Consider the following 24,992-nt stretch of genomic DNA (forward strand, 5'->3'; position numbering starts at 1 on the left):
GACCGCACCCCAATAATGTGGGATACACCCGTCACCGAGGAGCATGATGCCCGCTGCCACCCGCCCGCTTCGCGTCATCCAATGGACCACCGGAAACATCGGCCAGCGCTCGCTGCACGCCATCATCGGCAGGCCCGACATGGAGCTCGTCGGGGTCTACGCCCACGGCAAGGACAAGGTGGGAGTGGACGCTGCCGAGCTGGCCGGCTGGCCGGAGCCGACCGGGATCACCGCCACCAATGACATCGACGCCCTGATCGCACTGAAGCCGGACGCGTGCTGTTACAACCCGCTGTGGCCCAGCATCGACGAGTTGGTCCGGCTGCTGGAGGCCGGGGTGAACGTGTGCTCGACCGCGGCCTGGATCACCGGTGGCAAGCAGAGCGAGCAAGACCGCAAGCGCATCGAAGACGCCTGCCGGGCCGGCAACTCCACCATGTTCGGCAGCGGCGCGCACCCCGGGCTGACCAACATGATCGGCATGGTGCTGTCCGGGGCGTGCGAGCGGGTCGACGAGATCCGGATCACCGAATCGGTGGACTGCTCGACGTATGAGTCGGCGGCCACCATGGCGGCGATGGGTTTCGCGCAGGACCCCGACACCCCCGGGCTGGCCGAGAGCGTCCGCCGGGAGAGCGAGGTTTTTGCCGAGTCGGCGGCGATGATGGCCGGTGCGATCGGCGCACAGTTGGACCGCATCACCTTCGACGTGCAGTTCACGGCCGCGACCGGCGACAGCGACCTGGGCTTCATGAAGATCCCGGCTGGCACGGTGGGCAGCGTTTTCGGCTATCACCGCGGCTGGGTGGGGACGCGCAACGTGGTCAGCGTCGGCTTCAACTGGATCATGGGCGACCAGGTCACCCCACCCAAGCCGGTGGCGCACGGCCACGTCATCCAGGTGTTCGGACTGCCCAACATGCGCACCGTGATCAACTGCCTGCCGCCGAAGGACTGGAGCGAGCCGAACTTCAATGGTCTGGGCTCGATCTACACGGCGATGCCGGTGACCAACGCGGTTCCGGCAGTGGTCGCGGCCGAGCCGGGCATCGTCACGCTGGCCGATCTGCCGCCGATCACCGGCCGCGCCGGCGGTTAGCGAGCCTCGACTAATCACACCTGCCGGTTGGCGGTGACCTCCCCCGACGCCGCGTCCACGGTGACGTCGCGTTCGGCTAGGTTGTCGTCCCACACGTCGGCTTCCCAGACGACCGTGCCGTTCATGTCGAGCAGGCTCAGCTCGGTGATCGAACTGTTGGGCACTGCCCGCAGCACGCGTTCCACGGCGGCTCGGTAGTCCAGATGAGTGCCGTCCACATTGGCGCGCCGCTTGGCCTTGTCGGCGTCGCTGTCGTCCGTCGCGGTGGGGCCGACCAGCACGGACACCCCGTCGGAGTCGATCTTGACCTGTTGTTCGGTGCCGTCGGGAGTGACCACCCTGGCCTTCCAGGTACCGGCATCGCTGGTCTGACTCTCGATGAAGATCAACACGCTGTCGGGTACCTGTGCGATTGCCAGGTCACCGGCGCGCAGCAGGGTGAGCGGGTCGGGCGGGGCGTCGGGGCGGGTCCAGGACGCCTCAGGTGCAGACGACTCCTGCGAGGACGCGCCGGATGTGCCTTTGCCACTGCACCCGGCCAGCGCCAGCGCTGCCACGATGACCACCGCACCGAATCGGACGACTTTTCCCAGAGCGTGCATCAGCGGCCATGCTACTGAAGTCTGGGCGTCGGCGCTGAACTCGAGGCTCGGCGACCGCAGCGGCACCGGTTGCGGTCCTTAGCTAAACGAAGGTTATGCTGCCAAAGGGCGCGATTCGCGGAACCATCGATGCTTCCGGCGAAGCCGGAGAGCAGACCGTCCAGCGCCGACGTTGAACCGCACTATCGGCAGGCGGAAGGCGGTGAGATGGGGAGAATCTCGGTTGCCGGCATGCTCAAACGGCATTGGATTCCACTGGTCTTCATTGTGGTCATCGCGATCTCGAGTGTGATGGTCAGCCGGCTGCACAAGGTATTCGCCTCCGAAGACCTCAATCCCCACGCCGGCGCCGGCATCGAGATCGTCCAGTTCAACCCGAAATCCGTCGCCTACGAGGCCTTCGGGCCGCCTGGTACCACTGCCGACATCAACTACTGGGACGCCGAGGCCAATGTCCATCAGCTGACCGGCGTGCCGCTGCCGTGGACCTACACCGTGGTCACGGTGCTACCCGCCGTCATGGCCAACATGATCGTGCAGGGCAACACCGGTGAGATCGGCTGCCGAATCAAGATCGACGATCGGCTGCTCGACGAACGTCGCGCCACCGGCCTCAACGCCCAGACCTTCTGCCTGGTGAAGTCCGGATGATCAAGCGGATCAAAGAGCAGCTGGACAGCCAGCAAGACCCGCACGTCAAGCGGCCGTTCTTCGCGCACATGCTGCGTATTTTCGCGGTGCCGATCATCGTCGTCTGGATCGTGCTCACCGTGCTGGTGAATGTCCTTGTGCCCCAGCTGGAAGTCATCTCCGAGGAGCACTCCGCGCCGCTGGCGCCCGTCGATGCACCGTCGATGATCGCCAGCCAGCTGGTCGGCGAGAACTTTCAGGAATACAAGTCCAACAGCACCGTGATGATGGTGGTGGTCGGCGACGAGGAACTCGGCGAAGCCGCCCACCACTACTACGACGAGATCGTTGCGAAGCTGGTCGCCGACAAAGACCATGTCGAGCACGCCCAGGACTTCTGGCGTGACCGGCTGACCGCGGCAGGCGTGCAGAGTTCCGACGCCAAGGCCGCCTACATCATGCTCAACCTGGTCGGCAACCAGGGCATGACCGAGGCCAACGATTCGGTCGTGGCGGTCCGTCAGGCCATCGACGACACCCCCGCCCCGCCCGGGGTCAAGGCCTACGTCGCCGGGCCGGCTGCGCTGACTGCTGATCTGCGGCAGATCGGCGACTCCAGTCTGGTCAAGATCACGCTGTTCACCATCGCCGCGATCGCGATCATGCTGCTGATCGTCTTCAGGTCGGTGTCGGCGATGTTGACGCAGCTGTTTCTGACCCTGCTCGAGCTGATCTGCGCCCGCGGTGTGGTCGCTGTCCTGGGCTACCACGACGTCATGGGCCTGACCACGTTCGCGGTCAACATCATGGTGATGCTCGCGATCGCCGCGGGCACCGACTACGGCATCTTCCTCATCGGCCGGTACCGGGAAGCCCGGCTGGCCGGCGAGGACCGGATTGACGCGTACTACATCACCGTTCGCAGTGTCACCCCGGTGGTACTGGGTTCGGGGCTGACCATCGCCGGGGCGTCGGCGATGCTGTATTTCACCCGGCTACCCTACTTCCACACCATGGGCATTCCGGTGTCCGTCGGCATGCTTGTGGTGGTCAGCGCTGCGCTCACCCTGGGACCGGCCATGCTGGTGGTGGTCACCAGTTTCGGTCTGCTCGAACCCAAAAAGGCTAAGCCGGGCGGATTCTGGCGCCGGGCCGGCGTCTCGGTGGTGCGCTGGCCCGGACCGATCGCGGTGGCCAGCCTGGCCATCATCATGATCGGTCTGGTCGCCCTGCCGGGGTTCAAGCCCGGCTATGACGACCGCAAATATCTGCCGCGGGACACCCCGGTCAACGTGGCCTATGCCGCCGCGGAGAAGCATTTCTCGGCTGCCCGGATGGCGCCGGACATCACCATGGTCGAATCCGACCACGACATGCGCAATCCCGCCGACATGCTGGTGCTGGACCGAGTCGCCAAGAACATCATGCGGGTGGTCGGCATCGGGATGATCCAGGACATCACCCGTCCTTTGGGAATTCCGCTGCAACACAGCTCGATACCGTTCCAACTCAGCGTCTCCAACCAGCTGATGATCCAGAACATGAAGACACTCAAGGACCGGATCAAAGACATCGACACCATCTCCCAGCAACTCGACAAGGACATCGAGTTGCTGATCCAGATGTACGGCTACCTCCAAGAGGTCGACCGGACGTTCGACGACACGGCCGAGGTCACCCGGAACACCGTGGATGTCTCCGACCGGATCCGCGACCACATCGCCGAATTCGACGACCAGTTCCGTCCGCTGCGCAGCTACTTCTACTGGGAGCCGCACTGCTTCGACATCCCGATGTGCAACGCGCTGCGCAACACCTTCGACGCCACCGACGGCATCGACCAACTCACCGAGCAACTGCACTACCTGTCCGACGACATCACCAAGACGGCGCGCCTGCTGCCGCAGGCGGTCGAACTGCTGCCGGCCGTGGTCGACACCATGCGAATCATGCGCGGACTGGTGCTGACGGTGCACTCCACGTTCTCGGCGTTCGTCGATCAGATGGAGGACTTGAGCAACACCCAGATCATGATGGGTCAGAGCTTCGACGACTCCAAGAACGATGATTTCTTCTATCTGCCCGCAGAAGCATTCGACAACAAGGACTTTCAAACCGGGCTTCGGCTGTTCATGTCGCCAGACGGCAAGTCGGCGCGGTTCTTCGTGACGCACCAGACCTATCCGGCAACCGCGGAGGGCATCAAACGGGTTGAGCCGGAGCGGATCGCAGCGCAGGAGGCTCTGAAGCAGTCGTCGTTGGCGGACGCCAAGGTCTACATCGGCGGCATGGCCGCTCTCTACGAAGACATGCAGAACGGCGCCAAATACGACCTGATGATCGCGATCGTAGCGTCGCTGACGTTGATCTTCTTGATCATGATGATGATCACCCGCAGCCTGGTGGCCGCCGCGGTCATCCTGGGCACCGCATCCAGTTCGATCGCCGCGTCGTTCGGCATCTCGGTGTTGATCTGGCAGCACATTTTCGGCCAGCACATCTATTGGGTGACGCTGGTGCTGGCGGTCATCGTGTTGCTGGCCGTGGGCTCGGATTACAACCTGTTGCTGGTCTCCCGTTTCGAGGAGGAGATACACGCCGGGCTCAAGACCGGCTATATCCGGGCGATGGCCGGCAGTCCAGCAGCAATCCGATTGCCACCGTGGTGCCATACATGCCGATGGCCGGCAGCGGCGGCGTGGTGACCTCGGCCGGCATGGTGTTCGCCGCCACCATGGGCATCATGTATTTCAGCGACCTCAAGGCCATCGGCATGTATGGCACCACGGTGGCAATCGGATTGCTGCTGGACACCTTCGTAGTCCGAGCGTTCTTCATGCCGTCGATCGCGACGTTGCTGGGCAAGTGGTTCTGGTGGCCGCAGGTAGTCCGGCCGTGGGGTCCCAACAAGAACATTCGTGGGATCGCGGCCCACACCCCGCATGAAGAGTCCACCGATACCGACCGATTCGCCGCGCCCACCCAGTAGGCGGCCCCAGCGGTGACGCGCTCAGACCCCGCCCGGGTCGACGTCAACACACACCGCGACCGCGCCGGCCCCGACATGCAGCGCCAACGTCGGGCATAGGCTGGTGATCACCGCGGGCGCACAGACCGGCAGCCGCTCTGCCAGTGCACCGGCCACCTCTTGGGCCCCCTGCGGGTTGGCGACGTGATGCACCGCCAGCGCCGCTGAGCGATCTCCGACCACATCACAGACCCGGTCGATCATCGAGGCAACTGCCTTGCTGACGGTGCGGATACGTTGCGCCAGAACGAGCTTTCCGTCCTCGACGGCCAACAGCGGCTTCAGGGACAAGGCGGTGCCCAGCCAGGCCGCCGCGCTGCCGATCCGGCCGCTACGCCGTAGGTTGTCCAGCCGTTGCACCACCATGTAGGCGTGACCACGTTGCACGGCGGCGTCCGCCGCGGCCGCGACTCCGTGCAGGTCGGCGCCGTCGGCGGCCGCTCGGGCCGCGGCCAAGGCCGCGAATCCGGTGCCCATCGCCGCCGACTTCGAGTCGATCACCCGCACGCCGGGGCCGATCTGACTGGCTACCTGTTCGGCGGTGCCGAAAGTGCCGGACAACGCCGAGGAGATGTGTACCGCCACTACCCCCGAGCCCGCGCTGTAGCCAAGCGCATTCCGGTAGACCTCAGCCAGTTCCTCCGGGCCCGCGCCGGAGGTGGTGACGCGCTCGCGCGCATAAATGTCGGCGGGCACGTCGTCGACGCCGTCGCGCAGATCGGTTCCGTCGAGCAGGATGTGCAGCGGCACCGTACGGATCCCCCAACGGTCACGCGCCTCACGCGGCAGGCAGGCCGACGAATCTGTGACGATGACGACGCTCATCGGATGGTCACACCAACGGGCCGGGGACGCCGGCCTCACTCAGGGCCTTGAGCATCAGCTCGGCGACCGCCCGGTGCGCTTCGAAGTTCCAATGGATGCCGTCGGGATTTGCGCGTCCGCTCATGACCTCATCGGCCACCGCGGCCTTCAGGTCCACCAGGGGCACATCGTGCTCCCGCGACCAGGCCGTAATGGCACGCACCGTCGGCTCGCGCCCCTGGTGCGCGCGGCCGTAGGTGTCAGCGATGTGCACCGACGGCAGCGAAGCCACAATGGGGATACCCGGACGGTTGAAATCGATAGCGCCCCTGGTCATCTCAAGGTATTCCACGGTGAGATGCGGCGGTAGGGCCGCCCGTGCCACCGGCGAAAGCCGGGGCTGCAGCCAGCCGTAGCCATCTCGAACCCAACGCCGCAACCAGGCCGGCCGCACGTAGCGGATCAGTTCACGCACTGCCGTCGGCCACACCGAGGGCAGCGAGTCCATTCCGCTGGTGGCGAAGATGACCGCACCGGCGCGGGGCAGTGCCGCCCACGCCCGCGGGTCCTGGGTGGACGCCCACCAGACGTCTCGGCTGGTCCAGCCGATCCGACCGATCAGTTCGACATCCCAGTCCAGCTGGCCGGCAACGATGTTCGGCCAGATCCGCGGATCGTCGGCGGGCAGGCCGCCGGTGGGACCGTAGTAGGACAGCGAGTCGGCGAAGACCAACAGGGTGGGACGCGTTTCAGAGGACATCACTGGCCACCTGAGCCGAGGCGTTCCACACGTCCAGACGCCAGCGCACATCGGCGAAGTCGGCCTGGTCGGAATCCGGGCCGGAATCCGGCCCGCCGGAGTATCCGCTGAGCTGGGTCCAGCTGGCGTTGGCCATCCCACCCAGTACCGGCCAGTTCTCCACTGGCAGCCGCAGCAAGGCCGCGGTCAGCGCGGCGATCAGCCCGCCGTGGGCGACCAGCACCACCGGCTGATCGGCGTGATCGGCTCTGCCCCAGTCCGGCTCCCCGGCCACCAGCTCGCGCACCAGCGGAACGCTGCGCTCGGCCACGTCGATGCGGCTCTCCCCGCCGTGGGGTGCCCATCGGGCGTCGTCGCGCCAAGCCGACCGGGCTCCTGGCGCGGCGGCGTCAACCTCTTCGTGGGTCAGCCCCTGCCAGTCACCCAGGTGCGTTTCCCGCAGCCGCGTGTCCACCCGGACCTGGAGCCCGTTGTGCTGCACAGTGGCGGTGTCGTAGGCCCGCCACAGATCCGAGGACACGATCAGCAGCGGGTGCCGTTTGCGCAGCACCTCCGCTGCCGCCTCTGCCTGCACACGGCCCAGGTCGCTGAGCACGGTGTCCAACTGGCCCTGCATCCGGCTGCCGGCGTTGAACTCGGTCTGGCCGTGTCGCAGCAGGATCAGCCTGCGGATCCTCACGAGGCATCCTCCGGCGCCGACTCGCCGGCCGGCTCGATCGGGTCGATCGGCACCAGCGGGCAGTCCTTCCACAGCCGATCCAGCGCGTAGAAGTCCCGCTCGTCCTGATGCTGGATGTGCACGACGATGTCGACGTAGTCCAGCAGGGTCCAGCGCCCCTCCCGGGTGCCCTCGCGGCGCGCCGGCTTGTACCCGGCCAGGCGCATCTTGTCCTCGACCTCATCGACGATCGCGTTGACCTGGCGCTCGTTGGAGGCCGAGGCGATCACGAAGCAGTCGGTGATGACCAGTTGCGCGGAGACGTCGATGACGACGACGTCGTCGGCCAGCTTGTTGGAAGCGGCGCCGGCCGCCACGGTGGCCATCCGCACGGCCTCGGGTGTCGCGGTCATTGTTGGTCTCCGGGGGTCGGTTGGTAGAGGCAGCGTTTGGACACGTACTGGACCACCCCGTCCGGTACCAGGTACCAGATCGGGCGGGATTCTGCCGCGCGCCGACGGCAATCGGTGGACGAGATCGCCAGCGCCGGCACCTCGACCAGCGTCAACGCGTGCGGCGGCAGCGAGCCGAGCGCTTCGGCGAGATGGTCGCCGTTGAGCTCGTAGCCGGGCCGGCTCACCCCCACGAACCGCGCCATCTCGAACATCTCCGGCCAATCCTGCCAGGACAGAATGGTGGCCAGCGCGTCTGCGCCGGTGATGAAGTAGAGCTCGGCATCGGGGTGCTGTTCTTGCAGGTCACGCAGGGTGTCCTTGGTGTAGGTGGGACCGCCGCGATCGATGTCGGCGCGGCTCACCGAGAACCGCGGGTTGGACGCGGTGGCGATCACCGTCATCAGGTAACGGTCCTCTGCGGCGGTGACGCGGCGTTCCTTAAGCCACGGTTGGCCCGTCGGCACGAACACCACCTCGTCGAGCTCGAACAGATCGGCCACCTCACTGGCGGCGACCAGGTGGCCATGATGGATGGGATCGAATGTCCCACCCATGACTCCCAGCCGCCGTTTTCGCACGATAGGCCAGCTTACTTGGGGTCCTCGTCGGCATGAGCGCACTGGTGGCACCGCCCGCCTGCGGAACAGTCGGCCGATAGGGCGAGCGGATTTCCACTTGGTCGCACTATCCTTGCAGGACGCAACACCCCGTTGCTGCCGCTAAGCGGATGCCGATCGTGTAGAAGGTGTCTGTGGAAGATTTTCCGGTGAGTTCAATTGATCGCGTCCAGGCGACCAAAGACGCCATGGTTAGGCGTTTTCACACTCGGGCGCAGATCACTGGCGAAATCAGGCTTCCGGCCGTGCCCAACCTGCTGGACGAATATGTGTCGATGTGCGGAACCGCGTTCGCGGGCCTGGGCAAGCCCTTCAACGACGCCGAACTCGAACGCCTCAGAGAAGTGTTGAAAGCCCAGCTGGCTGAGGCCTACGCGCACTCGGTGCGCTCGCACATCATCATCTCCTACAACGCCCCGATCGGCGCCACCCTGAACTACACGATCCGCGCCCAATGGAGCTCCCTGGTACAGACGTACGAGGCCTGGCTGGCAACGCGGCAACCACCGTTGTTCGGCACCGAACCCGACGCTCGGGTTTGGCACCTCGCCTGCGAGGCCGACAATCCGGCCTCCCATCGTGTGCTCGAAATCGGTGCGGGCACAGGGCGTAACGCCCTGGCGTTGGCGCGTCGCGGACATCCGGTCGACGTCGTCGAGATGACCCCGAAATTCGCCGATATGCTCACGACCGACGCAGCGGCAGAGTCCTTGGACGTGCGCGTCATCGTACGGGACGTGTTCGCCGACGCCGACGACCTGCGCGACGACTACCAGATGATGGTGCTTTCTGAGGTATTAACCGATTTCCGGTCTACAACGGAGCTGCGCAGCCTGTTCGAACTCGCCGCTCGATGCCTGGCGCCCGGCGGACGGCTGGTGTTCAACAGCTTCCTGGCGCACGACGGCTACGAACCCGACAGCGCCGCCCGGGAATTCTGCCAGCAGGTGTACTCGAGTTTGTACACCCGCAATGAAATGGCGACAGCGGCGGCCGGCCTACCCCTGCAGCTGCTCTCCGACGAGTCGGTCCACGACTACGAGAAGGCGAACCTGCCCGAGGGTGCCTGGCCGCCCACCAGCTGGTACATCGGGTGGATCACCGGGCAGGACGCGTTCCGAACCACGCGTGAGGAAAGCCCGATGGAGTTGCGCTGGCTGATTTACCAGCGGACGCGCTGAGGGTCCGCAGAAAAGCACCAGCTATCAGATCCTCGGCGCGCCCAGGGGGCAACGCGCGTTAGACCGGCAGCAAAGCGTCGATGACACCGGCCAGTTGCTTGGCCGAGCGGCATTCGCGCATCGCGATCACGTCGCTGTACCGCGGCACCGCGGAATCGCCACTGCCCCACAGATGCGCCGGCTCGGGGTTGAGCCAGTGCGCGTGCCGGCTGGCGGTCACCAGGTGCGACAGCACCTCCACCCCAGGGTTGCGGTAATTGGTGCGACCGTCGCCGAGCACCAGCAGCGCGCTGCGCGGCGACACCACGTTTGGATAATTCTCGGCGAACGAGACGAAGGCATTGCCGTAATCGGAGTGCCCGTCGCGGGTATAGACCCCGGACTCCCGGGTGATCCGCTGGATCGCCACGGCCAGGTCGGCCTCCGGCCCGAACAGGTGCGTCACCTCATCGGTAGTGTCGATGAACGCAAACACACGAACTCTCGAAAACTGTTGCCGCAGTGCGTGAACCAGCAGCAACGTGAAATGACTGAACCCGGCGACCGAGCCGGACACATCGCACAACACCACCAGCTCGGGCCGGGCGGGACGCGGCTTGCGTAGCACCACGTCGATCGGCACCCCGCCGGTGGACATCGACTTACGCAGGGTCTTGCGCAGGTCGATGGTGCCGGCACGAGAGCGTCGGCGGCGCGCGGCCAGCCGGGTCGCCAGGGTGCGGGCCAGCGGCGCCACCACTCGGCGCATCTGGCGCAGCTGTTCGCCGGACGCACGCAGGAACTCCACGTTCTCACTCAGCTGCGGAATGCCGTACATCTGGACGTGTTCGCGGCCCAGCTGCTCAGCGGTGCGTCGCTTGGTCTCGGCGTCAACGAGCTTGCGCAGCGCGGCGATCCGCTGCGCTGCCATGGCCTTGGCAATCTGTTCCTGAGTGGGGCTCGGCTCGTCGCCATAGGGCGCGAGCAGCCCGGCCAGCAGCTTGCCCTCCAACTCATCGAGCGCCAGCGCTTTGAGCGCCTGGTAGGCCGAGTAGGACGGGCCCCGGCTGGAGCGGTATTGCCCGAAGGCGCCGACGATCGCGGCGATCATCGCCGACAACCGGGGATCGGAATCGGCGAGATCGGGATTCGCGGTCAACAGATCGACCAGCATCGCCCGGATGTCCTCGGCGTCCTCCGGCAGCGGTACGTCGTCGGCCGACTGCGCCTCATCGGAGATCACCACCGTGCGCCCGCCCAGCGCCGCGGGGAACCACAGATCGAACATGGCGTCGTAGGTGTCGCGGTGGTCGGGCCGGCGCAGCACCGCGCAGGCCAGCCCCTCCCGCAGCACCTCCCGGTCGTCGAGCCCGATCGCGGTCAGCACCCGCCCGGCGTCGACCGTCTCGGAGGGGCCCACCGAGATCCCCTGGCCGCGCAGCGCTTCCACGAACCCCACCAGATGCCCCGGAATTCCATGCGGGGCAAGGGGTTGCGGCGGGCGGCTACGGCGGACCATCAGTTCAGTCGCAACTCTCCGGATGCCCGCACCTGATCGGATTGGTGCTTGAGCACCACCCCCAGGGTGGCAGCGACGGTGGCGTCGTCGATGGTGTCCATGCCCAGCGCCAGGATGGTGCGGCCCCAGTCGATGGTTTCGGCCACCGACGGCACCTTCTTGAGCTGCATGCCGCGCAGCACCGCGATGATGCGCACCAACTCGGCGGCCAGGTGCTCGGGTAACTCCGGTACCCGCGACAGCAGAATCCGGCGTTCCAGGTCCGGATCGGGGAAGTCGATGTGCAGGAACAGGCAGCGGCGCTTGAGCGCTTCGGACAGTTCCCGGGTGGCGTTGGAGGTCAAGACCGTGAACGGGGTGCGCGCCGCGGTGATCGTGCCCAGTTCTGGAACGGTCACCGCGAAATCGGAGAGCACCTCCAGCAGCAGACCCTCGATTTCGATGTCGGCCTTGTCGGTCTCGTCGATCAGCAGCACGGTCGGATCGGTGCGCCGGATCGCGGTCAGCAGCGGACGCGACAGCAAAAACTCCTCGGAGAACACGTCCATCTTGGTGGCGTCCCAGTCACCGCCGTTGGACCCGGACTGAATTCGCAGTATCTGCTTGGCGTGATTCCACTCATATAGTGCCCGGGCCTCGTCGACGCCCTCATAGCACTGCAACCGCACCAGCCCGGAACCGGTGGCCGCGGCAACCGCACGGGCCAGCTCGGTCTTGCCCACCCCGGCCGGACCCTCCACCAGCAAGGGTTTGCCCAGTCGGTCGGCCAGGAATACCGCCGTGGTGGTGGCGGTGTCGGCCAGATAGCCGGTCTCAGCCAGCCGGCGGGCTACGTCGTCGATGTCGGCGAACAGCGGCGCTTGGCGGGCCGGGATGGCGGGGATGGCGGGCTTTTCCATGCGGATGTTGCTCCTTTGCGGCGCCTTAGACGGGACGGGTGTGGCCGTCACCCCACACGATCCATTTGGTCGACGTCAGCTCCGGCAGCCCCATCGGGCCCCGGGCGTGCAGCTTCTGGGTGGAGATGCCGATCTCGGCGCCGAAGCCGAACTGCTCTCCGTCGGTGAAAGCGGTAGAGGCGTTGACCATGACCGCGGCGGCGTCGACCTGCTCGCTGAATCGCTGGGCGGCCGCCATGTTGGTAGTGACGATGGCCTCGGTGTGGCCGGTGCCGTACTCGTTGATGTGCTCGATCGCGTCCTCGAGCCCGTCGACCACCGCAAGGGCAATGTCCATCGCCAGATACTCGCGGCGCAAGTCTTCCTCGGCGGCAGCGTCATCGGCCTGCCCGGTGCAGTCGTGCACCGCGACTCCGGCTGCGGTCAAGGCGTCCACCAGCCGCGGTACCGCCGATGCGGCGATGGCCTTGTCGATCAGCAAGGTCTCGGCGGCGTTGCAGACGCTGGGCCGACGGGTCTTGGAGTTCAACAGCACCCGTTCGGCGATGTCGAGATCGGCGGCCTCGTGGACGTAGACGTGGCAGTTGCCGACGCCGGTCTCGATGGTGGGTACCAACGCGTCGCGTACCACGGCTTCGATCAAACCGGCCCCGCCGCGCGGGATCACCACGTCGACCAGTCCGCGGGCCTGGATCAGGTGGGTGACGGTGGCGCGATCGACCGACGACAGCAGTTGCACCGCGTCCGCGGGCAGGTCCTCGGCCTCCAGGGCGCCGCGCAGCACATCGACCAAGGCCTGGTTGGAGTGGGCCGCCGACGAACTGCCGCGCAGCAGTGCGGCGTTGCCGGATTTGAGCGTCAACCCGAATGCGTCGACGGTGACATTGGGCCGGCCCTCGTAGACCATGCCCACCACGCCGAGCGGGACGCGCTGCTGACGCAGTAGCAGTCCGTTGGGCAGGGTGTAGCCGCGCAGGACCTCGCCGACCGGGTCGGGCAGGCCGGCGACCTGGCGCAGGCCGGCGGCGATCCCGTCCACCCGGGCCTTGGTCAGCGCCAGCCGGTCCAGGATGGCCTCGGGTGTGCCGGCGGCACGGGCAGCGGCGACGTCGCGGTCATTGGCGGCCAGGATGTCGTCGGCGTGCGCCAGCAATGCGTCGGCTGCGGCGTTCAACGCACTGTTCTTGGCCGCGGTGGACAACGCCGTCAGGGAACGCGAGGCGACCCTTGCGCGGCGGGCGGCGTCGTGGACCTCTTGGCGCAGGTCGGGAAGCACGGGGACGCTCATCGTGCCAGCGTATCGGCGAACGCCCGATCAGGTAAAACGGCCCCGCTGTGTCGATGGCGTGCGGCGCCGCTGATCGATGATCCGGCCGAGTTCCTGCAGCAGCAGCGGCTTGGCCATCACCAGATCCTCGATGTGCTCGCGGTCGATGACCACCGCGGTCACCTCTTCCTGTGCGCGAGCGTCGAACTGGCTGGATTGGCGGGTCAGAGTGGTGACGCCGAGAAACGCGCCGTGCCGCAGCGTGGTGCCGGGCTGGGCCGGATCTTCGCCGCTGAGCCGGACACTGCCGTCGGTCAGAAATGTCATGGCGGTGGGCACCTGACCCGCCAGCTGCAACGGTTCGTCGGTGCCGTACCGGACGATCCTGGCGTAGGGCACCAGGGCTTGCTGGTCGGCCTCGGTCAGCCGCAGCGCAGGGGCGACAACGGTCCGCAGCGCCTCGGCCACCCGTTCCGGCGTGCAGAAGTCGTCGTCGGCGCCGTCAAGGTGCAGTCCCTCCCGCCGGGATGCATACCAGAGCCACCGCATGAAGGTGGCCTGCGCCGCACTGTCGTCGCTCGGCGAGTCGACCGCAATGGTGGTCCGGTATTGGCCGCTACCGAGGGCCGCGGAAACCGGTGCCGTCCCGGTGGTTCGCATCGGCAGTGCGGCGGCAACGCGCGACAACAACGCGCACACCCGATCTGGCGGATCGCCGACGGCGAACGTGGTGGTGATCGACACCCGGTGCGCACCGCCGGATCGGCTGATGTTGGTGAATGAGGTGCCGGCCAGCACCGAGTTCGGCGTGACTTGCAGTCCGTCGGCCGTGCTGATGTGCACCGCCCGCCAGTTCACTTCGGCAACCCGGCCGTGGGCGGTGGGGGTGGACAGCCAGTCGCCGATCCGGAACGGCTGCTCGAAGAGCATGAACAGGCCCGAAACGATCTGGCCGACAGAGTTCTGCAGCATCAAACCGATGACCACCGACGTAACGCCCAGCGCGGTGAACAAGCCGCCGATCTTGGCGCCCCAGACCAGGGAAAGGATCAGTGCCAAACCCGCACCGATCAGCAGGAACCGGGCGACATCGACGAAAATGGTCGGTATCCGGCCCCGCCAAGAACCTTTGGGGGCGCTCTGGAAAAAGGTGACATCGAGCACCGACAGCAGCAACACCAGCAGCACGAAGCCGAACGCGGTGTAGATGACCCGCAGCGTCGGATCGTGTTCTGGTACCTCGGCCACCTTCGCCAGCAGCACCAACAACGCACCCAGCGGCAACACGTAGTTGCGCGTCAGCGCCACCGGCCGGGCCAGGTGGCTGCCTCGGCGCGCCAGCGCCCCATGCCCTTCGGTGAGCAGGACCAGACCTGCGGGGAACCCGACGGCAACCCCGACCGCCCAGTAGAGCCACGGCCCGAAGACGTTCATGGTGCCTCCGACAAGCCCGACGCCAATCTCGAGGTCAATCTCCAGGTCTGTTCCTGGGCATCGCCGATCGTCATGGTGCCGGCCGGGGCGAACTCCGCGGCGTCGCCGAGCATGTCACGAACCGCCGCGGTGAGGTAGATGCCGGATTCCGGTGTTTTCCTGCGCAACTGATAGGCGTGGTTAACCGCAGAGCCCCAAAGATCGTAGGTGACACCGGATCGGCCCACCAGACCGCTGACGACCTCGCCGGTGTTGACTCCGGCCCACAGGCTCAGCCGGTAGCCGGATTTGATGGCGAACCGATCGACAATGCGCTCCATCTCCGCAGCGAATTCGACGATTCGGTGCACGGCGTCCAGGCGCGGGGTGGTCAAGCCGCAGCCGGCGAGATAGCCGTTGTACATCGTCCGGATTCGTTCGACTCCAACGACTTCGGCCGCCGCGTCGAATTGGCTGACCAAGTCGTCGACGATCGTCACCAATTCGCTCGCGGAGACCTCGGAGGACAGTTGGTCGATCCCCTGCAACTCGGCGTAGATGACGGTGACGTTGTGGTGCTGATCTGCGATGGCCTGCTCGCCCCCGCGGTAGCGTCGTACCAGTGACTCCGGCATCAACGACAGCATCAGTTCGTCGTTCTGCTTGCGCTGCTGGTTGAGCAACTCCTCCTTGGTGCGAAGGCTGAGGCTCATGTCGTTGAATGCCTTGGTCAGATCGCCGATCTCGTCGGCCGTCCGGGCTGGTACCACGGCGCTGTAGTCACCGGCGCTGATTCGCTGGGCGGCAGCTTGTAGCCGACGGATCGGTTGCAGGAAGAGCCGGGCGAGCAGCATCGCCAGCACACAGATCGCGAAGATGACCCCGGTGGTGGCCAGCACCACTCTCCTGCTGAAAGAGGTGACACCGGCGAAGGCGTCGGAGTACTCCCTAGTCGCTAGGATCGACCACTGCAAGTCCGAATTGGGTACGGTCACCGGCGCGTACGCGGTCAACTCCCGCTTGCCCAGATAGTCATATCCATTGGTGAGCGTTCCGGACTGGCCACGTTGTGCGGCCTGTAGTCCGGGTCCGCTGACCGGCTGCACCAAGGTGGTGGTCCCCAACCGAACCGCGCGGTCCACCATCGCCTCAGCGGTTCCCGCCTGCATCGCTTCGCGTCGGTAGCGCTCGGGATCCTCCAGGAACAGCCGCGAATCGGAGCGCATCAGGTCGTCCGGACCGGCCAGATAAGTCTCGGTGGTGTGCCCCAGCCCTGCCGCATCCCAGTCTCGGTCGGCGGTCATGATCCGGGTGATCTTTGCGCTGGGCAGCGCCAAGGCCAACACCCCCTCGACGGCCCCCTTGGTGCCGACCGGCGATACCAGCCAGGCCGTGGGTGTGTCGAAGTTCGGTTGATAGGGCTGATAATCGGTGATCCACACGAAGTTGACCGCGTTAGCCGCCAGAGCTTTGCGGTAGGCATCGCGCAGACTGGATTCGCGGTACGGGCCGGTGAGCAGGTTGGTGCCCAGATCCACGCCCTTATTGACCGAATAGACCACATTGCCGTCGGTGTCCAACAGCAACGCATCCTGGTACTCGTTAAGTCGGACGATCTCCGCGAAGACATCGTTGAACTGGGCATTTGCCGCTGACCACGCACTACCGTCGCCCGCGTCGACGAGTTTCTTCGAGTCCCCGGCGAAACCGGCGGTGTAGTTGGCCTGCAGGTAACGCTGCGCGTTCGAGGTGGGCAGAAACGCCGCGACGTCCGCTTGCTCGCCGGTCCGTTCAGCCAACGCCTTGGTGAAGTTGTCTCGGTAGTAGCCGGCGATCGTCCGCTGCTGCTCGGGGGTGATCGGAGCGTGGGCGAGTTCGTCGAATCCAGCGGTGAACGCCTTCAGTGCGGCGGCCGTGGTCGCTCCCCCGCTGTAAACGATCAGGGAGTTGGTCATCTCGGCGAACAATCCGGTGACCGCGCGGCGCTGCGACTCACGAGCCTGCACCAGCTTGTTGGTGGCCGCACGCTGCAATTCCTCTGCGCCATATTGGAATTCGACGAATCCCACGACTCCGACCGAGGCGACGCTGGTCAGCAGCAGGATGATCATCAGCTTGGTCTTGATGCTGAGCCGGGCCGCCAACCGCCGGTACAGGCGCTCGTCGTTCGCCGTGGTCACTGTCGACGGTGCCGAGTCCACTCGGCGGCTCCCTTCGCCGGTTGTCGGATGGGTTCTCACATTAGGGGATGCACCACATGCCACGGTCGCGAATGCGAAGCTGAAACCCATGGCGACGCGGGTGTGCGTGGTAGGCAGCGTGAACACCGATACCGTCTTCTCGGTCGCCGCGCTTCCCGCCCCGGGCGAGACGGTGCTGGCCGCGGCGCCCAGCAGCCACCCCGGCGGGAAGGGCGCCAACCAGGCGATAGCAGCGGCACGAGCCGGAGCACGGGTGCAGTTCGTGGGGGCGGTCGGTGACGACGACGCCGGACGGCGGCTACGCCGGCACCTTCAGGGCAACGGCGTCGGAACCGACGGCCTGACGACGGTGGCGGGTTCAAGCGGCTCGGCGGTCATCACGGTGGACCCATCCGGGGAGAACACCATCGTGGTGGCCGCCGGCGCCAACGGCGCGTGGGCACTGGATGCCGGCCAGCGCGACCTGATCGCCGACTGCGACGTGCTGCTGATGCAGTTGGAGATTCCGATCCCGGTGGCCATCGCGGCCGCCGAGCTGGCCCACACCCGCGGGGCGACCGTGATCCTCAACGTGTCCCCGGCCGGTGGCGACCTGAGCGAGCTGGCCGAGCTCATCGATGTCGCCGTGGTCAACCAGGCGGAGTCCGCGGCGTTCGGCCATCGAGTGCCCCACCGGGTGGTCACCCTCGGCGCGCGCGGGGCCCGCTACGCCGGAGCGGACGGCACCGTCGATATGCCGGCACCGGTGGTCCAGGCGGTCGACACCTCCGGCGCGGGCGACGTGTTCGCCGGCGTGCTGGCGACCGAATGGGCCGGCGGCATCGAGCACGCAATGCAATGCGCCTGTGTGGCAGGGGCGTTGGCCACGCTGGTGGCCGGCGCTGGGGAGTGCGCCCCGAGCGCCGAGGCGATCAGCGCGGCACGGGACACCTTCAGACCTGGACGTTGAATCCCAGGTCGACGTCGGACGCGGCCTGCCCGCCTCGAATGCCCCAATTGTCGCGATCCACTTCGTGCAGGGTGATCATCACATGGTCAGCGGGAATGCCCAGCGCAGTAAGGTTTTGGACGATACCGGCATAAAGCAGCCGCTTGGCCTCAAGTGACCGGCCCGAGAAGCAGTCAATCGATACCAGGGTGCGGTAGTCGGGCCTGGCGAGCTGCGCCGGGACCGCAAACCGGTGCGGCTCGTGGACGACCAACCGCACGTTTTTGTCCTTGGCCGGGATCTGGAAAGCGGTCACGAGCGCGCCGTGGACGGCATCGATGATCGCGACTTCCTCGGCCGGTTCGTAGCGGCGGCGAACCTCGATCAGGACGGTGGGCATGATCCACACCCTGCCAGATGATCAGTCCCGTTTGGCCCGCGCCCACCAGATGGTGCCGATGTTCTTGACCCGCACGCTGGTGAGGCCTTGGCACCATCAGTGCGATGCGCCCACCGGGCTTGAGTAGTTGCTGCGCATCAGCGCGCGGGAAGGCGGACTGGGAGCCATCCTCGATGCTCCTGCTTACCCCTGCGGAATCTCCCGTTCGATCTCGTCAAGCCAGATCCGCGCCGACATGTCCGACGGGGCCCGCCAGTCTCCCCGCGGCGACAGCGAACCGCCGTGGGATACCTTCGGGCCGTTCGGCAACGCCGAGCGCTTGAACTGACTGAACGAATAGAACCGCTGCACAAAGACTTTCAACCATTTCCGGACATCTGCCAGCGAGTAGGCCTGCCGCTTGTCCGCCGGATATCCGGGTGGCCAGGAACCCGCTTCCACGTCATGCCAGGCATGCCAGGCCAGGAACGCGGTCTTGGCGGGCGTGAATCCGTAGCGCAGCACCTGAAACAGCGCGAAGTCCTGCAGCGAGTACGGGCCCACCTTGTCCTCGCTGCGCTGAATCTCTTCGCCGTCAGTCGCCGGCACCAGTTCCGGGCTGATCTCGGTGTTGAGCACCGAGGCCAATACCGCGCACACGTCGACGTCGAACTCCCCGGAGTTGATGACCCACCGGATCAGGTGCTGGATCAGCGTTTTGGGCACGCCACCGTTGACGTTGTAGTGCGACATCTGATCGCCCACCCCGTAGGTGGACCAGCCCAGCGCCAGCTCGGACAGGTCGCCGGTGCCCAGCACGATGCCGCCGTTCTGGTTGGCGATCCGGAACAGATAGTCGGTGCGCAGACCGGCCTGCACATTTTCGAACGTGACGTCATAGACGGCTTCCCCGCGCGCGAACGGGTGCCCCAGCTCGGACAGCATCAGTGTGGCGGTCTCGCGGATGTCGATTTCGGCGAACGTCACCCCCAGCGCCTTGCTCAGCGCGACGGCATTGGCCTTGGTGCGCTCTCCGGTGGCGAAGCCGGGCAGGGTGAACGCCAGAATGTCACTGCGCGGCCGGTTTTCCCGGTCCATCGCTCGGGCCGCGACGATCAGGGCGTGGGTCGAATCCAGACCGCCGGACACCCCGATGACCACCTTGGGACAGTTCAGTGCGCGCAGCCGCTGCTCCAGGCCAGAAACCTGGATGTTGTAGGCCTCGTAGCAGTCCTGTTGCAGGCGCTGCGGATTCGACGGCACGAACGGGAATCGTTCAACAACCCGCCGCAGTCCGATGTCTCCGGCCGGCGGGTCCAGAATGAACTCCACCCGCCGGAACGCCTGCACCGCATCCCGATGGTGGCGGCGATTGTCGTCAAAGGTGCCCATGCGCAGCCGCTCCGAGCGCAGCAGTCCGAGGTCGACGTCGGCGACCGATCGGCGGGGGCCGTTGGGGAACCGTTCACTGTCCTCGAGCAGGGTGCCGTTTTCCCAGATCATGGTCTGGCCGTCCCAGGCGAGGTCGGTGGTCGACTCCCCCTCTCCCGCGGCGGCGTAGACGTAGGCGGCCAGGCAGCGCGCCGAGGCCGAGCGGGCCAACAGGGCGCGGTCTTCGGCACGCCCGACGGTGATCGGACTGCCGGACAGGTTGGCCAGCACCGTCGCGCCGGCCAGGGCGGCCTGAGCGCTGGGTGGCACCGGCACGAACATGTCCTCGCACACCTCAGCGTGCAGCACGAACCCGGGCAGGTCGGCCGCGGCGAACAACAGGTCCGGCCCGAACGGGATCTCCGCCCCGCCCAGCCGAATGAGTCCGCGTTCGTCGGCGCCGGCAGCCAGCTGGCGGCCTTCGTAAAACTCCCGATAGGTGGGCAGGTAGGACTTCGGCGCGACACCGAGGATGCGTCCGCGGTGGATGACGACCGCGGTGTTGTAGACGCGATGGGCATAACGCAGTGGCGCCCCCACCACCAGGACCGGCAGCAGCTCAGTCGACGCCGCGACCACCTCGAACAATGCCGCCTCGACGGCACCGAGCAGGCTGTCTTGCTGCACGATGTCGTCAATGGAGTATCCCGACAGGGTGAGTTCGGGAAAGACGGCCAGGGCGACGCCGTCGTTGTGGCATTCGCGCGCCAGCCGTAGCACCGACTCGGCGTTGGCGGCCGGGTCGGCGAGCGTCGTACGGTGCGTGCAGGCGGCAACCCGCGCGAACCCATGCCGGTAGGCGCTGTAGAAGTCCCCAGAATGCTCCATTGCCCCCATTGTCGCCTGGACTGTGTCAACGTGCAGCTTTCGGGTGCCCGCAACATGCGAGCGGTCCACCACCGCAAAGTGCCTACGCTGACCAGATGGGCGAAACCGAGCCAACGGTCTGCGACTTGCTGGCTCTGCTGGCGGACCGGCGGGTCGCGGTGCTGACCGGTGCCGGTATCTCCACCGATTCGGGGATTCCGGACTATCGCGGCCCGGACTCGCCGCCGAGCAACCCGATGACCATCGCCCAGTTCACCGGCGACCCGGTGTTTCGTCAGCGATACTGGGCGCGCAACCACATCGGCTGGCGCCACCTGGCCGACACCGCGCCCAATATCGGACACTGGGCCGTGGCGGCGCTGGAACAAGCCGGGGTGGTGACCGGGGTCATCACCCAGAACGTCGACCTGCTGCACACCCAAGCCGGGAGCCGGCGCGTGGTGGATCTGCACGGCAGCTACGCGACGGTGATCTGTCTGGCCTGCGGGCAATCGTTGAGCCGAGCGTCGCTGGCTGAGCAGCTGGAGCAGCTCAACCCCGGGTTCATCGACCGAGTGGGGAAGCTCGGCGGTATCGCCGTGGCGCCCGATGCGGACGCCGTCGTCACCGATACCGCGTCATTCCGGTTTGTCGACTGCCGGCATTGCGGCGGGATACTCAAGCCCGACATCGTCTACTTCGGCGAAAGCGTCCCCAAAGAACGTGTTGCCCAGGCTTATTCGATGGTCGACGACGCGGAGGCACTGCTGGTGGCGGGTTCGTCGCTGACGGTGTTCTCCGGCTACCGATTTGTTCGCCACGCCGCCGCGCGCGGTATCCCGGTCGCGATCGTCAACCGCGGCCCCACCCGCGGCGATGAGTTGGCCGGCGTCAAGATCGACGGCGGTTGTTCGCCGACGCTGGCGTTGCTGGCCTCGGAGCTGGCCGGCAAAATTTCGTCGCGGTAATCCGTCGGTAGCGGCAGCCAATCGCTCCGAAATCCGGCACGATGCTCGGGTGACAAAGCAGCGGCTCACCCCCGACCAGCGCAACTCATTCCTCGCTGCCGTGTTGGGCTGGGCGATGGATGCGTTCGACTACTTCATCGTGGTGTTCGTCTACGCCGACATCGCCAAGACTTTCGGCCACACCAAGACCGAAGTCGCGTTTCTGACCACCGCCACCCTGGTGATGCGCCCGCTCGGGGCACTGTTGTTCGGTCTGTGGGCCGACCGGGTCGGCAGGCGAATACCGCTGATGGTGAACGTGATCTTCTACTCGACGGTGGGGTTCCTGTGCGCGTTCGCGCCTACCTTCACTGTGTTGGTGATTCTGCGCCTGCTGTACGGGATCGGGATGGGCGGCGAATGGGGGCTGGGCGCCGCGCTGGCGATGGAGAAGATTCCACCGGAGCGCCGCGGATTCTTCTCCGGGCTGCTCCAGGAGGGCTATCTGTTCGGCTATCTGGCCGCCACCCTCGCCTCGCTACTGGTGAACGACGTCCTGGGGCTGTCCTGGCGCTGGCTGTTCGGGCTCTCGATCCTGCCGGCCATGGTCAGCCTGTTGATCCGCTACCGCGTTACCGAATCCGAAGTATGGCTGGCCACCCAGGACCGGATGCGACTGACCCACACCAAGATTCGCGACGTCTTCACCGACGCCAAGGTGATCCGCCGATTCTGCTACCTGGTGTTGCTGATGACGGCGTTCAATTGGATGAGCCACGGCACCCACGACATCTATCCGACATTTCTGACCTCGCCCGACGGGGCAGGTCTGTCCCATGTGACGGCCAAGTGGATCGCGGTGATCTACAACATCGGCGGGATCATCGGCGGGCTGATCTTCGGCTCGCTGTCACAGCGGTTGGGCCGGCGCTACGCGATCATCTGGGCCGCGGTGATGGGTTTGCCGATCGTGCCGCTGTTCGCGTTGTCGCACACCGCCGGCATGTTGTGCCTGGGCTCATTTCTGATCCAGATCTGCGTACAGGGCGCCTGGGGGGTGATCCCGGCGCACCTGACCGAGATGTCGCCGGACGCGATCCGCGGCTTCTATCCGGGCGTCACCTACCAGTTGGGCAATCTCTTCGCGGCATTCAATCTGCCGATCCAGGAGCACTTGGCGGCCGCCCACGGGTATCCGTTCGCGCTGATGGTCACGGTGGTGCCGACGTTGATCGCCGTCATCGTGCTGACCGCGATCGGCAAGGACGCCACCGGCCGGCGGTTCGGACACGATGAGGACGGATCAGGGTCAGAAGGTGCAAGTCATGGCCCGGATCCCGTGAATGAAGCTGCCCGCTAGGTACTCCGGGTCACCGGCCTCGATACGCGGCAGCCGGTGGAGCAACTCGCCGAAGAGGGCCCGCAGCTGGGCCCGCGCCACATGGGTTCCCAGACAGTAGTGCTGCCCGCCGCCGCCGAACCCCAGATGCGGATTGGGGTCACGGCTCAGATCCAGGCGATCGGGATGGTCGAACACCTGCGCATCCCAGTTGCCTGAGGCATAGAACATCGCCACCTTGTCGCCGGCCCGAATGGTCTGGCCGCCGAGTTCATAATCGGATGCGGCGGTGCGGCGGAAGGTCATCACCGGCGTCGCGTAGCGGATGAACTCCTCTACCGCGGTTCCGATGCGGCGGTCGAAATCCTCAAGGAGCCAGGCGCGTTGCGCGGGGAAGTCGGTGAGCGCTCGCAGGGCATGACTGGCGGTCTGGCGGGTGGTGTCGTTGCCCGCCACCGCGAGCAGCACGAAGTAGGCGGACACCTCGGCGTCGGTGAGCCGGTCGCCGTCGACCTCGGCGTTGACCAGACTGCTGAACAAGTCATCACCAGGGCTCTCGCGGCGCTGCGCGGCCAGCGCGGCGGCGACCTGATGCAGGTACATGATGTTCTCGCCCATCACCGCCAGCGGGTCGCGCCCGGCGAGGAACACCGGGTCGTTGGTCGATACCAGGGCGTCGGCGGCATGGGCTACCTGTGCGCGCTCGGAATCGGGCACGCCGACCATGTCGGCCAGCGTGCGCAGCGGCAGTTCCTTGGCGCAGTGCTCGACGAAGTCGGCCCCACTGCCGGCGGCCTTGAGTTCCTCGACGATGGCCGTGGCGCTGGCCTTGATCGAGTCCTCGATGCGCCGGATCTGCCGGGGAGTGAACGCCGCGGTGGCCAGTTTGCGCAGTGTGGTGTGCCGGGGTGGATCCATGGCCAGGAAGGACTGCGTGGTCTCCAGCAGCTCGGCGGGGAAGTTCTCGAACTGCACGCCCTTGCCGGACAGGAAGACGTCGTTGGTGCGGCTCACCTCGACGATGTCCGCGTGACGGGTCACTGCCCAATATCCCGGGTCGTCGGGATCGTTGAGCATGGCGTCTTCCACCGGCGGGTGCCAGCTCACCGGGCGCTCGGCGCGCAGCGCCGCGAACGAGCGCTCCCGCTCCGCGGCGGTGCCGGACCAGAACGCACGTGAGGACAAGTCGACCGCGTCGTAGCTGCGCAGCGCGGCGGATGGTGCCGTCACGAGACCTCCTCGGCGTATGGCCCCGGTCACACCGGGCTCGATCAGACAGTAGGTCTAGACATAGTGTCTAGTCAAGACGTCGGACTTGCCGTTACGCTGACCGCTGTGGCTTCTGTGACCCGCAAGCCCCCCACCAGTCGCCAGGAGCGGCGCGAGGAGATTGAGCGGCGCCTCCTCGACGCCACCGAGCGACTGATGAGCGCTGGCGCCAGCTTCACCGAACTCAGCGTGGACCGGCTCGCCACTGAGGCAGGCATTTCGCGCGCCAGCTTCTACATCTACTTCGAGGACAAGGGTCACCTGTTGCGCCGACTCGCCGGCCAGGTGTTCGGCGATCTCGCCTCGGGGGCCGAGCGTTGGTGGGGCGTGGCGCAGCGCCGCGATCCCGACGATGCCCGCGCAGCGATGGCCGCGATCATCGCCAACTATCGGCGGCATCAACCCCTGCTGATCGCGCTCAGCGAGATGGCCGGCTACGACCCGCTGGTGGGCGCCACCTACCGGGACTTGCTGACCGGAATCTCGGGCCGGGTGGCCCAGGTCATCGAAGACGGCCAAGCGGACGGCTCTATCCGCCGCGAGCTACCTGTCGCCGCCACCGCAAGTGCGCTCACTTGGATGGTGGAGCGGGTATGCCAGCAGAACTTGCCGGTTCGCGACGCGGACTACGATTCCGAACTCTCTACGGCGTTGACGGAAATCCTTTGGGGCGCGCTCTATCTCAAACCGACGGACAAGTAGTGCGCAACCACCGAACGTGCGTACTTGTACGCCTCCGACCGGCGTGTCGCTGGGCAGACGCACGCCCGCCGGAAAGAC

The 24,992-nt window shown here is 66.3% G+C and carries 21 protein-coding genes and 1 pseudogene; 8 read left to right on the forward strand and 14 right to left on the reverse strand.

Annotation, left to right across the window (positions count from 1 at the left end):
* Positions 1 to 43 precede the first annotated feature (43 nt).
* Positions 44 to 1,099 carry an NAD(P)H-dependent amine dehydrogenase family protein gene (locus BN4346_RS39585; RefSeq protein WP_067974536.1) on the forward strand — a complete coding sequence of 352 codons (1,056 nt, stop codon included), beginning with the start codon at positions 44 to 46 and terminating at the stop codon, positions 1,097 to 1,099.
* A gap of 14 nt (positions 1,100 to 1,113) precedes the next feature.
* Here BN4346_RS39585 and BN4346_RS39590 read toward each other — a convergent pair whose 3' ends face one another.
* On the reverse strand, positions 1,114 to 1,701 hold the full coding sequence (locus tag BN4346_RS39590; RefSeq protein ID WP_154677618.1) for a PepSY domain-containing protein: 588 nt from the start codon (positions 1,699 to 1,701) through the stop codon (positions 1,114 to 1,116).
* Positions 1,702 to 1,908: 207 nt separating this feature from the next.
* Between BN4346_RS39590 and BN4346_RS39595 the strand changes: the two genes are divergently transcribed.
* Together BN4346_RS39595 and BN4346_RS39600 are read left to right on the forward strand one after the other, a co-directional pair.
* Positions 1,909 to 2,352, forward strand: coding sequence for an MmpS family transport accessory protein (locus BN4346_RS39595; RefSeq protein WP_067974547.1), 444 nt, complete (start codon positions 1,909 to 1,911; stop codon positions 2,350 to 2,352).
* Positions 2,349 to 5,320: pseudogene (locus BN4346_RS39600) on the forward strand (MMPL/RND family transporter). The gene BN4346_RS39595 and the pseudogene BN4346_RS39600 overlap by 4 nt, the downstream one beginning before the upstream one ends.
* A gap of 21 nt (positions 5,321 to 5,341) precedes the next feature.
* On the opposite strand, the gene BN4346_RS39605 reads toward BN4346_RS39600, so the two are convergent.
* The 5 genes from BN4346_RS39605 to nadD are packed head-to-tail and all read right to left on the reverse strand — an operon-like array spanning position 5,342 to position 8,617.
* Complete coding sequence (locus BN4346_RS39605) at positions 5,342 to 6,184, reverse strand: DegV family protein (RefSeq protein ID WP_067974548.1); 843 nt, start codon at positions 6,182 to 6,184, stop codon at positions 5,342 to 5,344.
* 7 nt (positions 6,185 to 6,191) lie between these two features.
* Positions 6,192 to 6,923: a diglucosylglycerate octanoyltransferase gene (octT, locus tag BN4346_RS39610; protein WP_067974551.1), complete on the reverse strand. Its 732-nt coding sequence runs from the start codon at positions 6,921 to 6,923 to the stop codon at positions 6,192 to 6,194.
* Positions 6,913 to 7,602 carry a glucosyl-3-phosphoglycerate phosphatase gene (gene gpgP / locus BN4346_RS39615; protein WP_067974557.1) on the reverse strand — a complete coding sequence of 230 codons (690 nt, stop codon included), beginning with the start codon at positions 7,600 to 7,602 and terminating at the stop codon, positions 6,913 to 6,915. The genes octT and gpgP overlap by 11 nt, the downstream gene beginning before the upstream one ends.
* Entirely contained in the window at positions 7,599 to 7,994 is a 396-nt protein-coding gene (gene rsfS / locus BN4346_RS39620; protein ID WP_067974560.1) for a ribosome silencing factor, read from the reverse strand. Before rsfS ends, gpgP begins: the two co-directional genes overlap by 4 nt.
* The gene (nadD, locus tag BN4346_RS39625; RefSeq protein ID WP_096867714.1) at positions 7,991 to 8,617 is read right to left on the reverse strand and encodes a nicotinate-nucleotide adenylyltransferase; all 627 of its coding nucleotides are present in this window, start codon (positions 8,615 to 8,617) and stop codon (positions 7,991 to 7,993) included. The genes rsfS and nadD overlap by 4 nt, the downstream gene beginning before the upstream one ends.
* A gap of 224 nt (positions 8,618 to 8,841) precedes the next feature.
* On the opposite strand from nadD, the gene BN4346_RS39630 reads away from it, so the two are divergent.
* Positions 8,842 to 9,834, forward strand: a complete 993-nt coding sequence (locus BN4346_RS39630; RefSeq protein WP_096867558.1) for a class I SAM-dependent methyltransferase — start codon at positions 8,842 to 8,844, stop codon at positions 9,832 to 9,834.
* A gap of 58 nt (positions 9,835 to 9,892) precedes the next feature.
* Here the strand turns inward: BN4346_RS39630 and BN4346_RS39635 are convergent, their stop codons facing one another.
* From BN4346_RS39635 to BN4346_RS39655, 5 genes are read right to left on the reverse strand one after another with little or no spacing between them, the layout of a single operon-like run.
* The gene (locus BN4346_RS39635; RefSeq protein ID WP_208863294.1) at positions 9,893 to 11,335 is read right to left on the reverse strand and encodes a vWA domain-containing protein; all 1,443 of its coding nucleotides are present in this window, start codon (positions 11,333 to 11,335) and stop codon (positions 9,893 to 9,895) included.
* Entirely contained in the window at positions 11,332 to 12,231 is a 900-nt protein-coding gene (locus BN4346_RS39640) for an AAA family ATPase (protein WP_067974569.1), read from the reverse strand. Before BN4346_RS39640 ends, BN4346_RS39635 begins: the two co-directional genes overlap by 4 nt.
* A 25-nt stretch (positions 12,232 to 12,256) precedes the next feature.
* Positions 12,257 to 13,519, reverse strand: a complete 1,263-nt coding sequence (locus tag BN4346_RS39645; RefSeq protein WP_067974571.1) for a glutamate-5-semialdehyde dehydrogenase — start codon at positions 13,517 to 13,519, stop codon at positions 12,257 to 12,259.
* A gap of 27 nt (positions 13,520 to 13,546) precedes the next feature.
* Positions 13,547 to 14,932 (reverse strand): mechanosensitive ion channel domain-containing protein, encoded by a 1,386-nt coding sequence (locus BN4346_RS39650; RefSeq protein ID WP_067974574.1) that lies wholly within the window; start codon positions 14,930 to 14,932, stop codon positions 13,547 to 13,549.
* On the reverse strand, positions 14,929 to 17,112 hold the full coding sequence (locus tag BN4346_RS39655; protein WP_078058737.1) for an adenylate/guanylate cyclase domain-containing protein: 2,184 nt from the start codon (positions 17,110 to 17,112) through the stop codon (positions 14,929 to 14,931). Before BN4346_RS39655 ends, BN4346_RS39650 begins: the two co-directional genes overlap by 4 nt.
* A gap of 88 nt (positions 17,113 to 17,200) precedes the next feature.
* Here BN4346_RS39655 and BN4346_RS39660 point away from each other — a divergent pair, with 88 nt between their 5' ends.
* A complete protein-coding gene (locus tag BN4346_RS39660; RefSeq protein WP_067974578.1) occupies positions 17,201 to 18,061 on the forward strand; it encodes a ribokinase in 861 nt (286 codons plus the stop codon).
* Here BN4346_RS39660 and BN4346_RS39665 read toward each other — a convergent pair.
* Positions 18,045 to 18,440 (reverse strand): tautomerase family protein, encoded by a 396-nt coding sequence (locus tag BN4346_RS39665; RefSeq protein WP_067974581.1) that lies wholly within the window; start codon positions 18,438 to 18,440, stop codon positions 18,045 to 18,047. The genes BN4346_RS39660 and BN4346_RS39665 overlap by 17 nt on opposite strands.
* 183 nt (positions 18,441 to 18,623) lie before the next feature.
* Entirely contained in the window at positions 18,624 to 20,678 is a 2,055-nt protein-coding gene (locus BN4346_RS39670; RefSeq protein ID WP_067974584.1) for an NAD(+) synthase, read from the reverse strand.
* A gap of 95 nt (positions 20,679 to 20,773) precedes the next feature.
* Between BN4346_RS39670 and BN4346_RS39675 the strand changes: the two genes are divergently transcribed.
* The gene (locus tag BN4346_RS39675) at positions 20,774 to 21,625 is read left to right on the forward strand and encodes an NAD-dependent protein deacetylase (RefSeq protein WP_067974586.1); all 852 of its coding nucleotides are present in this window, start codon (positions 20,774 to 20,776) and stop codon (positions 21,623 to 21,625) included.
* 49 nt (positions 21,626 to 21,674) lie between these two features.
* Entirely contained in the window at positions 21,675 to 22,964 is a 1,290-nt protein-coding gene (locus tag BN4346_RS39680; RefSeq protein WP_235653673.1) for an MFS transporter, read from the forward strand.
* Here BN4346_RS39680 and BN4346_RS39685 read toward each other — a convergent pair.
* On the reverse strand, positions 22,914 to 24,173 hold the full coding sequence (locus BN4346_RS39685; protein WP_067974589.1) for a cytochrome P450: 1,260 nt from the start codon (positions 24,171 to 24,173) through the stop codon (positions 22,914 to 22,916). The two genes, BN4346_RS39680 and BN4346_RS39685, sit on opposite strands and share 51 nt — an antisense overlap.
* 105 nt (positions 24,174 to 24,278) lie before the next feature.
* Between BN4346_RS39685 and BN4346_RS39690 the strand changes: the two genes are divergently transcribed.
* Positions 24,279 to 24,914: a TetR/AcrR family transcriptional regulator gene (locus BN4346_RS39690; RefSeq protein ID WP_067974593.1), complete on the forward strand. Its 636-nt coding sequence runs from the start codon at positions 24,279 to 24,281 to the stop codon at positions 24,912 to 24,914.
* Positions 24,915 to 24,992 lie beyond the last annotated feature (78 nt).

This window comes from Mycolicibacter icosiumassiliensis, assembly GCF_900078685.2.
Lineage (GTDB): Bacteria > Actinomycetota > Actinomycetes > Mycobacteriales > Mycobacteriaceae > Mycobacterium > Mycobacterium icosiumassiliensis.

Excerpts from the sequence above, each read along its gene's own strand:
- BN4346_RS39585 (WP_067974536.1), top strand. The coding sequence starts at position 44 with ATGATGCCCGCTGCCACCCGCCCGCTTCGCGTCATCCAATGGACCACC.
- BN4346_RS39590 (WP_154677618.1), bottom strand. The coding sequence starts at position 1,701 with ATGCACGCTCTGGGAAAAGTCGTCCGATTCGGTGCGGTGGTCATCGTG.
- BN4346_RS39595 (WP_067974547.1), top strand. The coding sequence starts at position 1,909 with ATGGGGAGAATCTCGGTTGCCGGCATGCTCAAACGGCATTGGATTCCA.
- BN4346_RS39605 (WP_067974548.1), bottom strand. The coding sequence starts at position 6,184 with ATGAGCGTCGTCATCGTCACAGATTCGTCGGCCTGCCTGCCGCGTGAG.
- octT (WP_067974551.1), bottom strand. The coding sequence starts at position 6,923 with ATGTCCTCTGAAACGCGTCCCACCCTGTTGGTCTTCGCCGACTCGCTG.
- rsfS (WP_067974560.1), bottom strand. The coding sequence starts at position 7,994 with ATGACCGCGACACCCGAGGCCGTGCGGATGGCCACCGTGGCGGCCGGC.
- BN4346_RS39630 (WP_096867558.1), top strand. The coding sequence starts at position 8,842 with ATGGTTAGGCGTTTTCACACTCGGGCGCAGATCACTGGCGAAATCAGG.
- BN4346_RS39640 (WP_067974569.1), bottom strand. The coding sequence starts at position 12,231 with ATGGAAAAGCCCGCCATCCCCGCCATCCCGGCCCGCCAAGCGCCGCTG.
- BN4346_RS39645 (WP_067974571.1), bottom strand. The coding sequence starts at position 13,519 with ATGAGCGTCCCCGTGCTTCCCGACCTGCGCCAAGAGGTCCACGACGCC.
- BN4346_RS39650 (WP_067974574.1), bottom strand. The coding sequence starts at position 14,932 with ATGAACGTCTTCGGGCCGTGGCTCTACTGGGCGGTCGGGGTTGCCGTC.
- BN4346_RS39660 (WP_067974578.1), top strand. The coding sequence starts at position 17,201 with ATGGCGACGCGGGTGTGCGTGGTAGGCAGCGTGAACACCGATACCGTC.
- BN4346_RS39665 (WP_067974581.1), bottom strand. The coding sequence starts at position 18,440 with ATGCCCACCGTCCTGATCGAGGTTCGCCGCCGCTACGAACCGGCCGAG.
- BN4346_RS39670 (WP_067974584.1), bottom strand. The coding sequence starts at position 20,678 with ATGGAGCATTCTGGGGACTTCTACAGCGCCTACCGGCATGGGTTCGCG.
- BN4346_RS39675 (WP_067974586.1), top strand. The coding sequence starts at position 20,774 with ATGGGCGAAACCGAGCCAACGGTCTGCGACTTGCTGGCTCTGCTGGCG.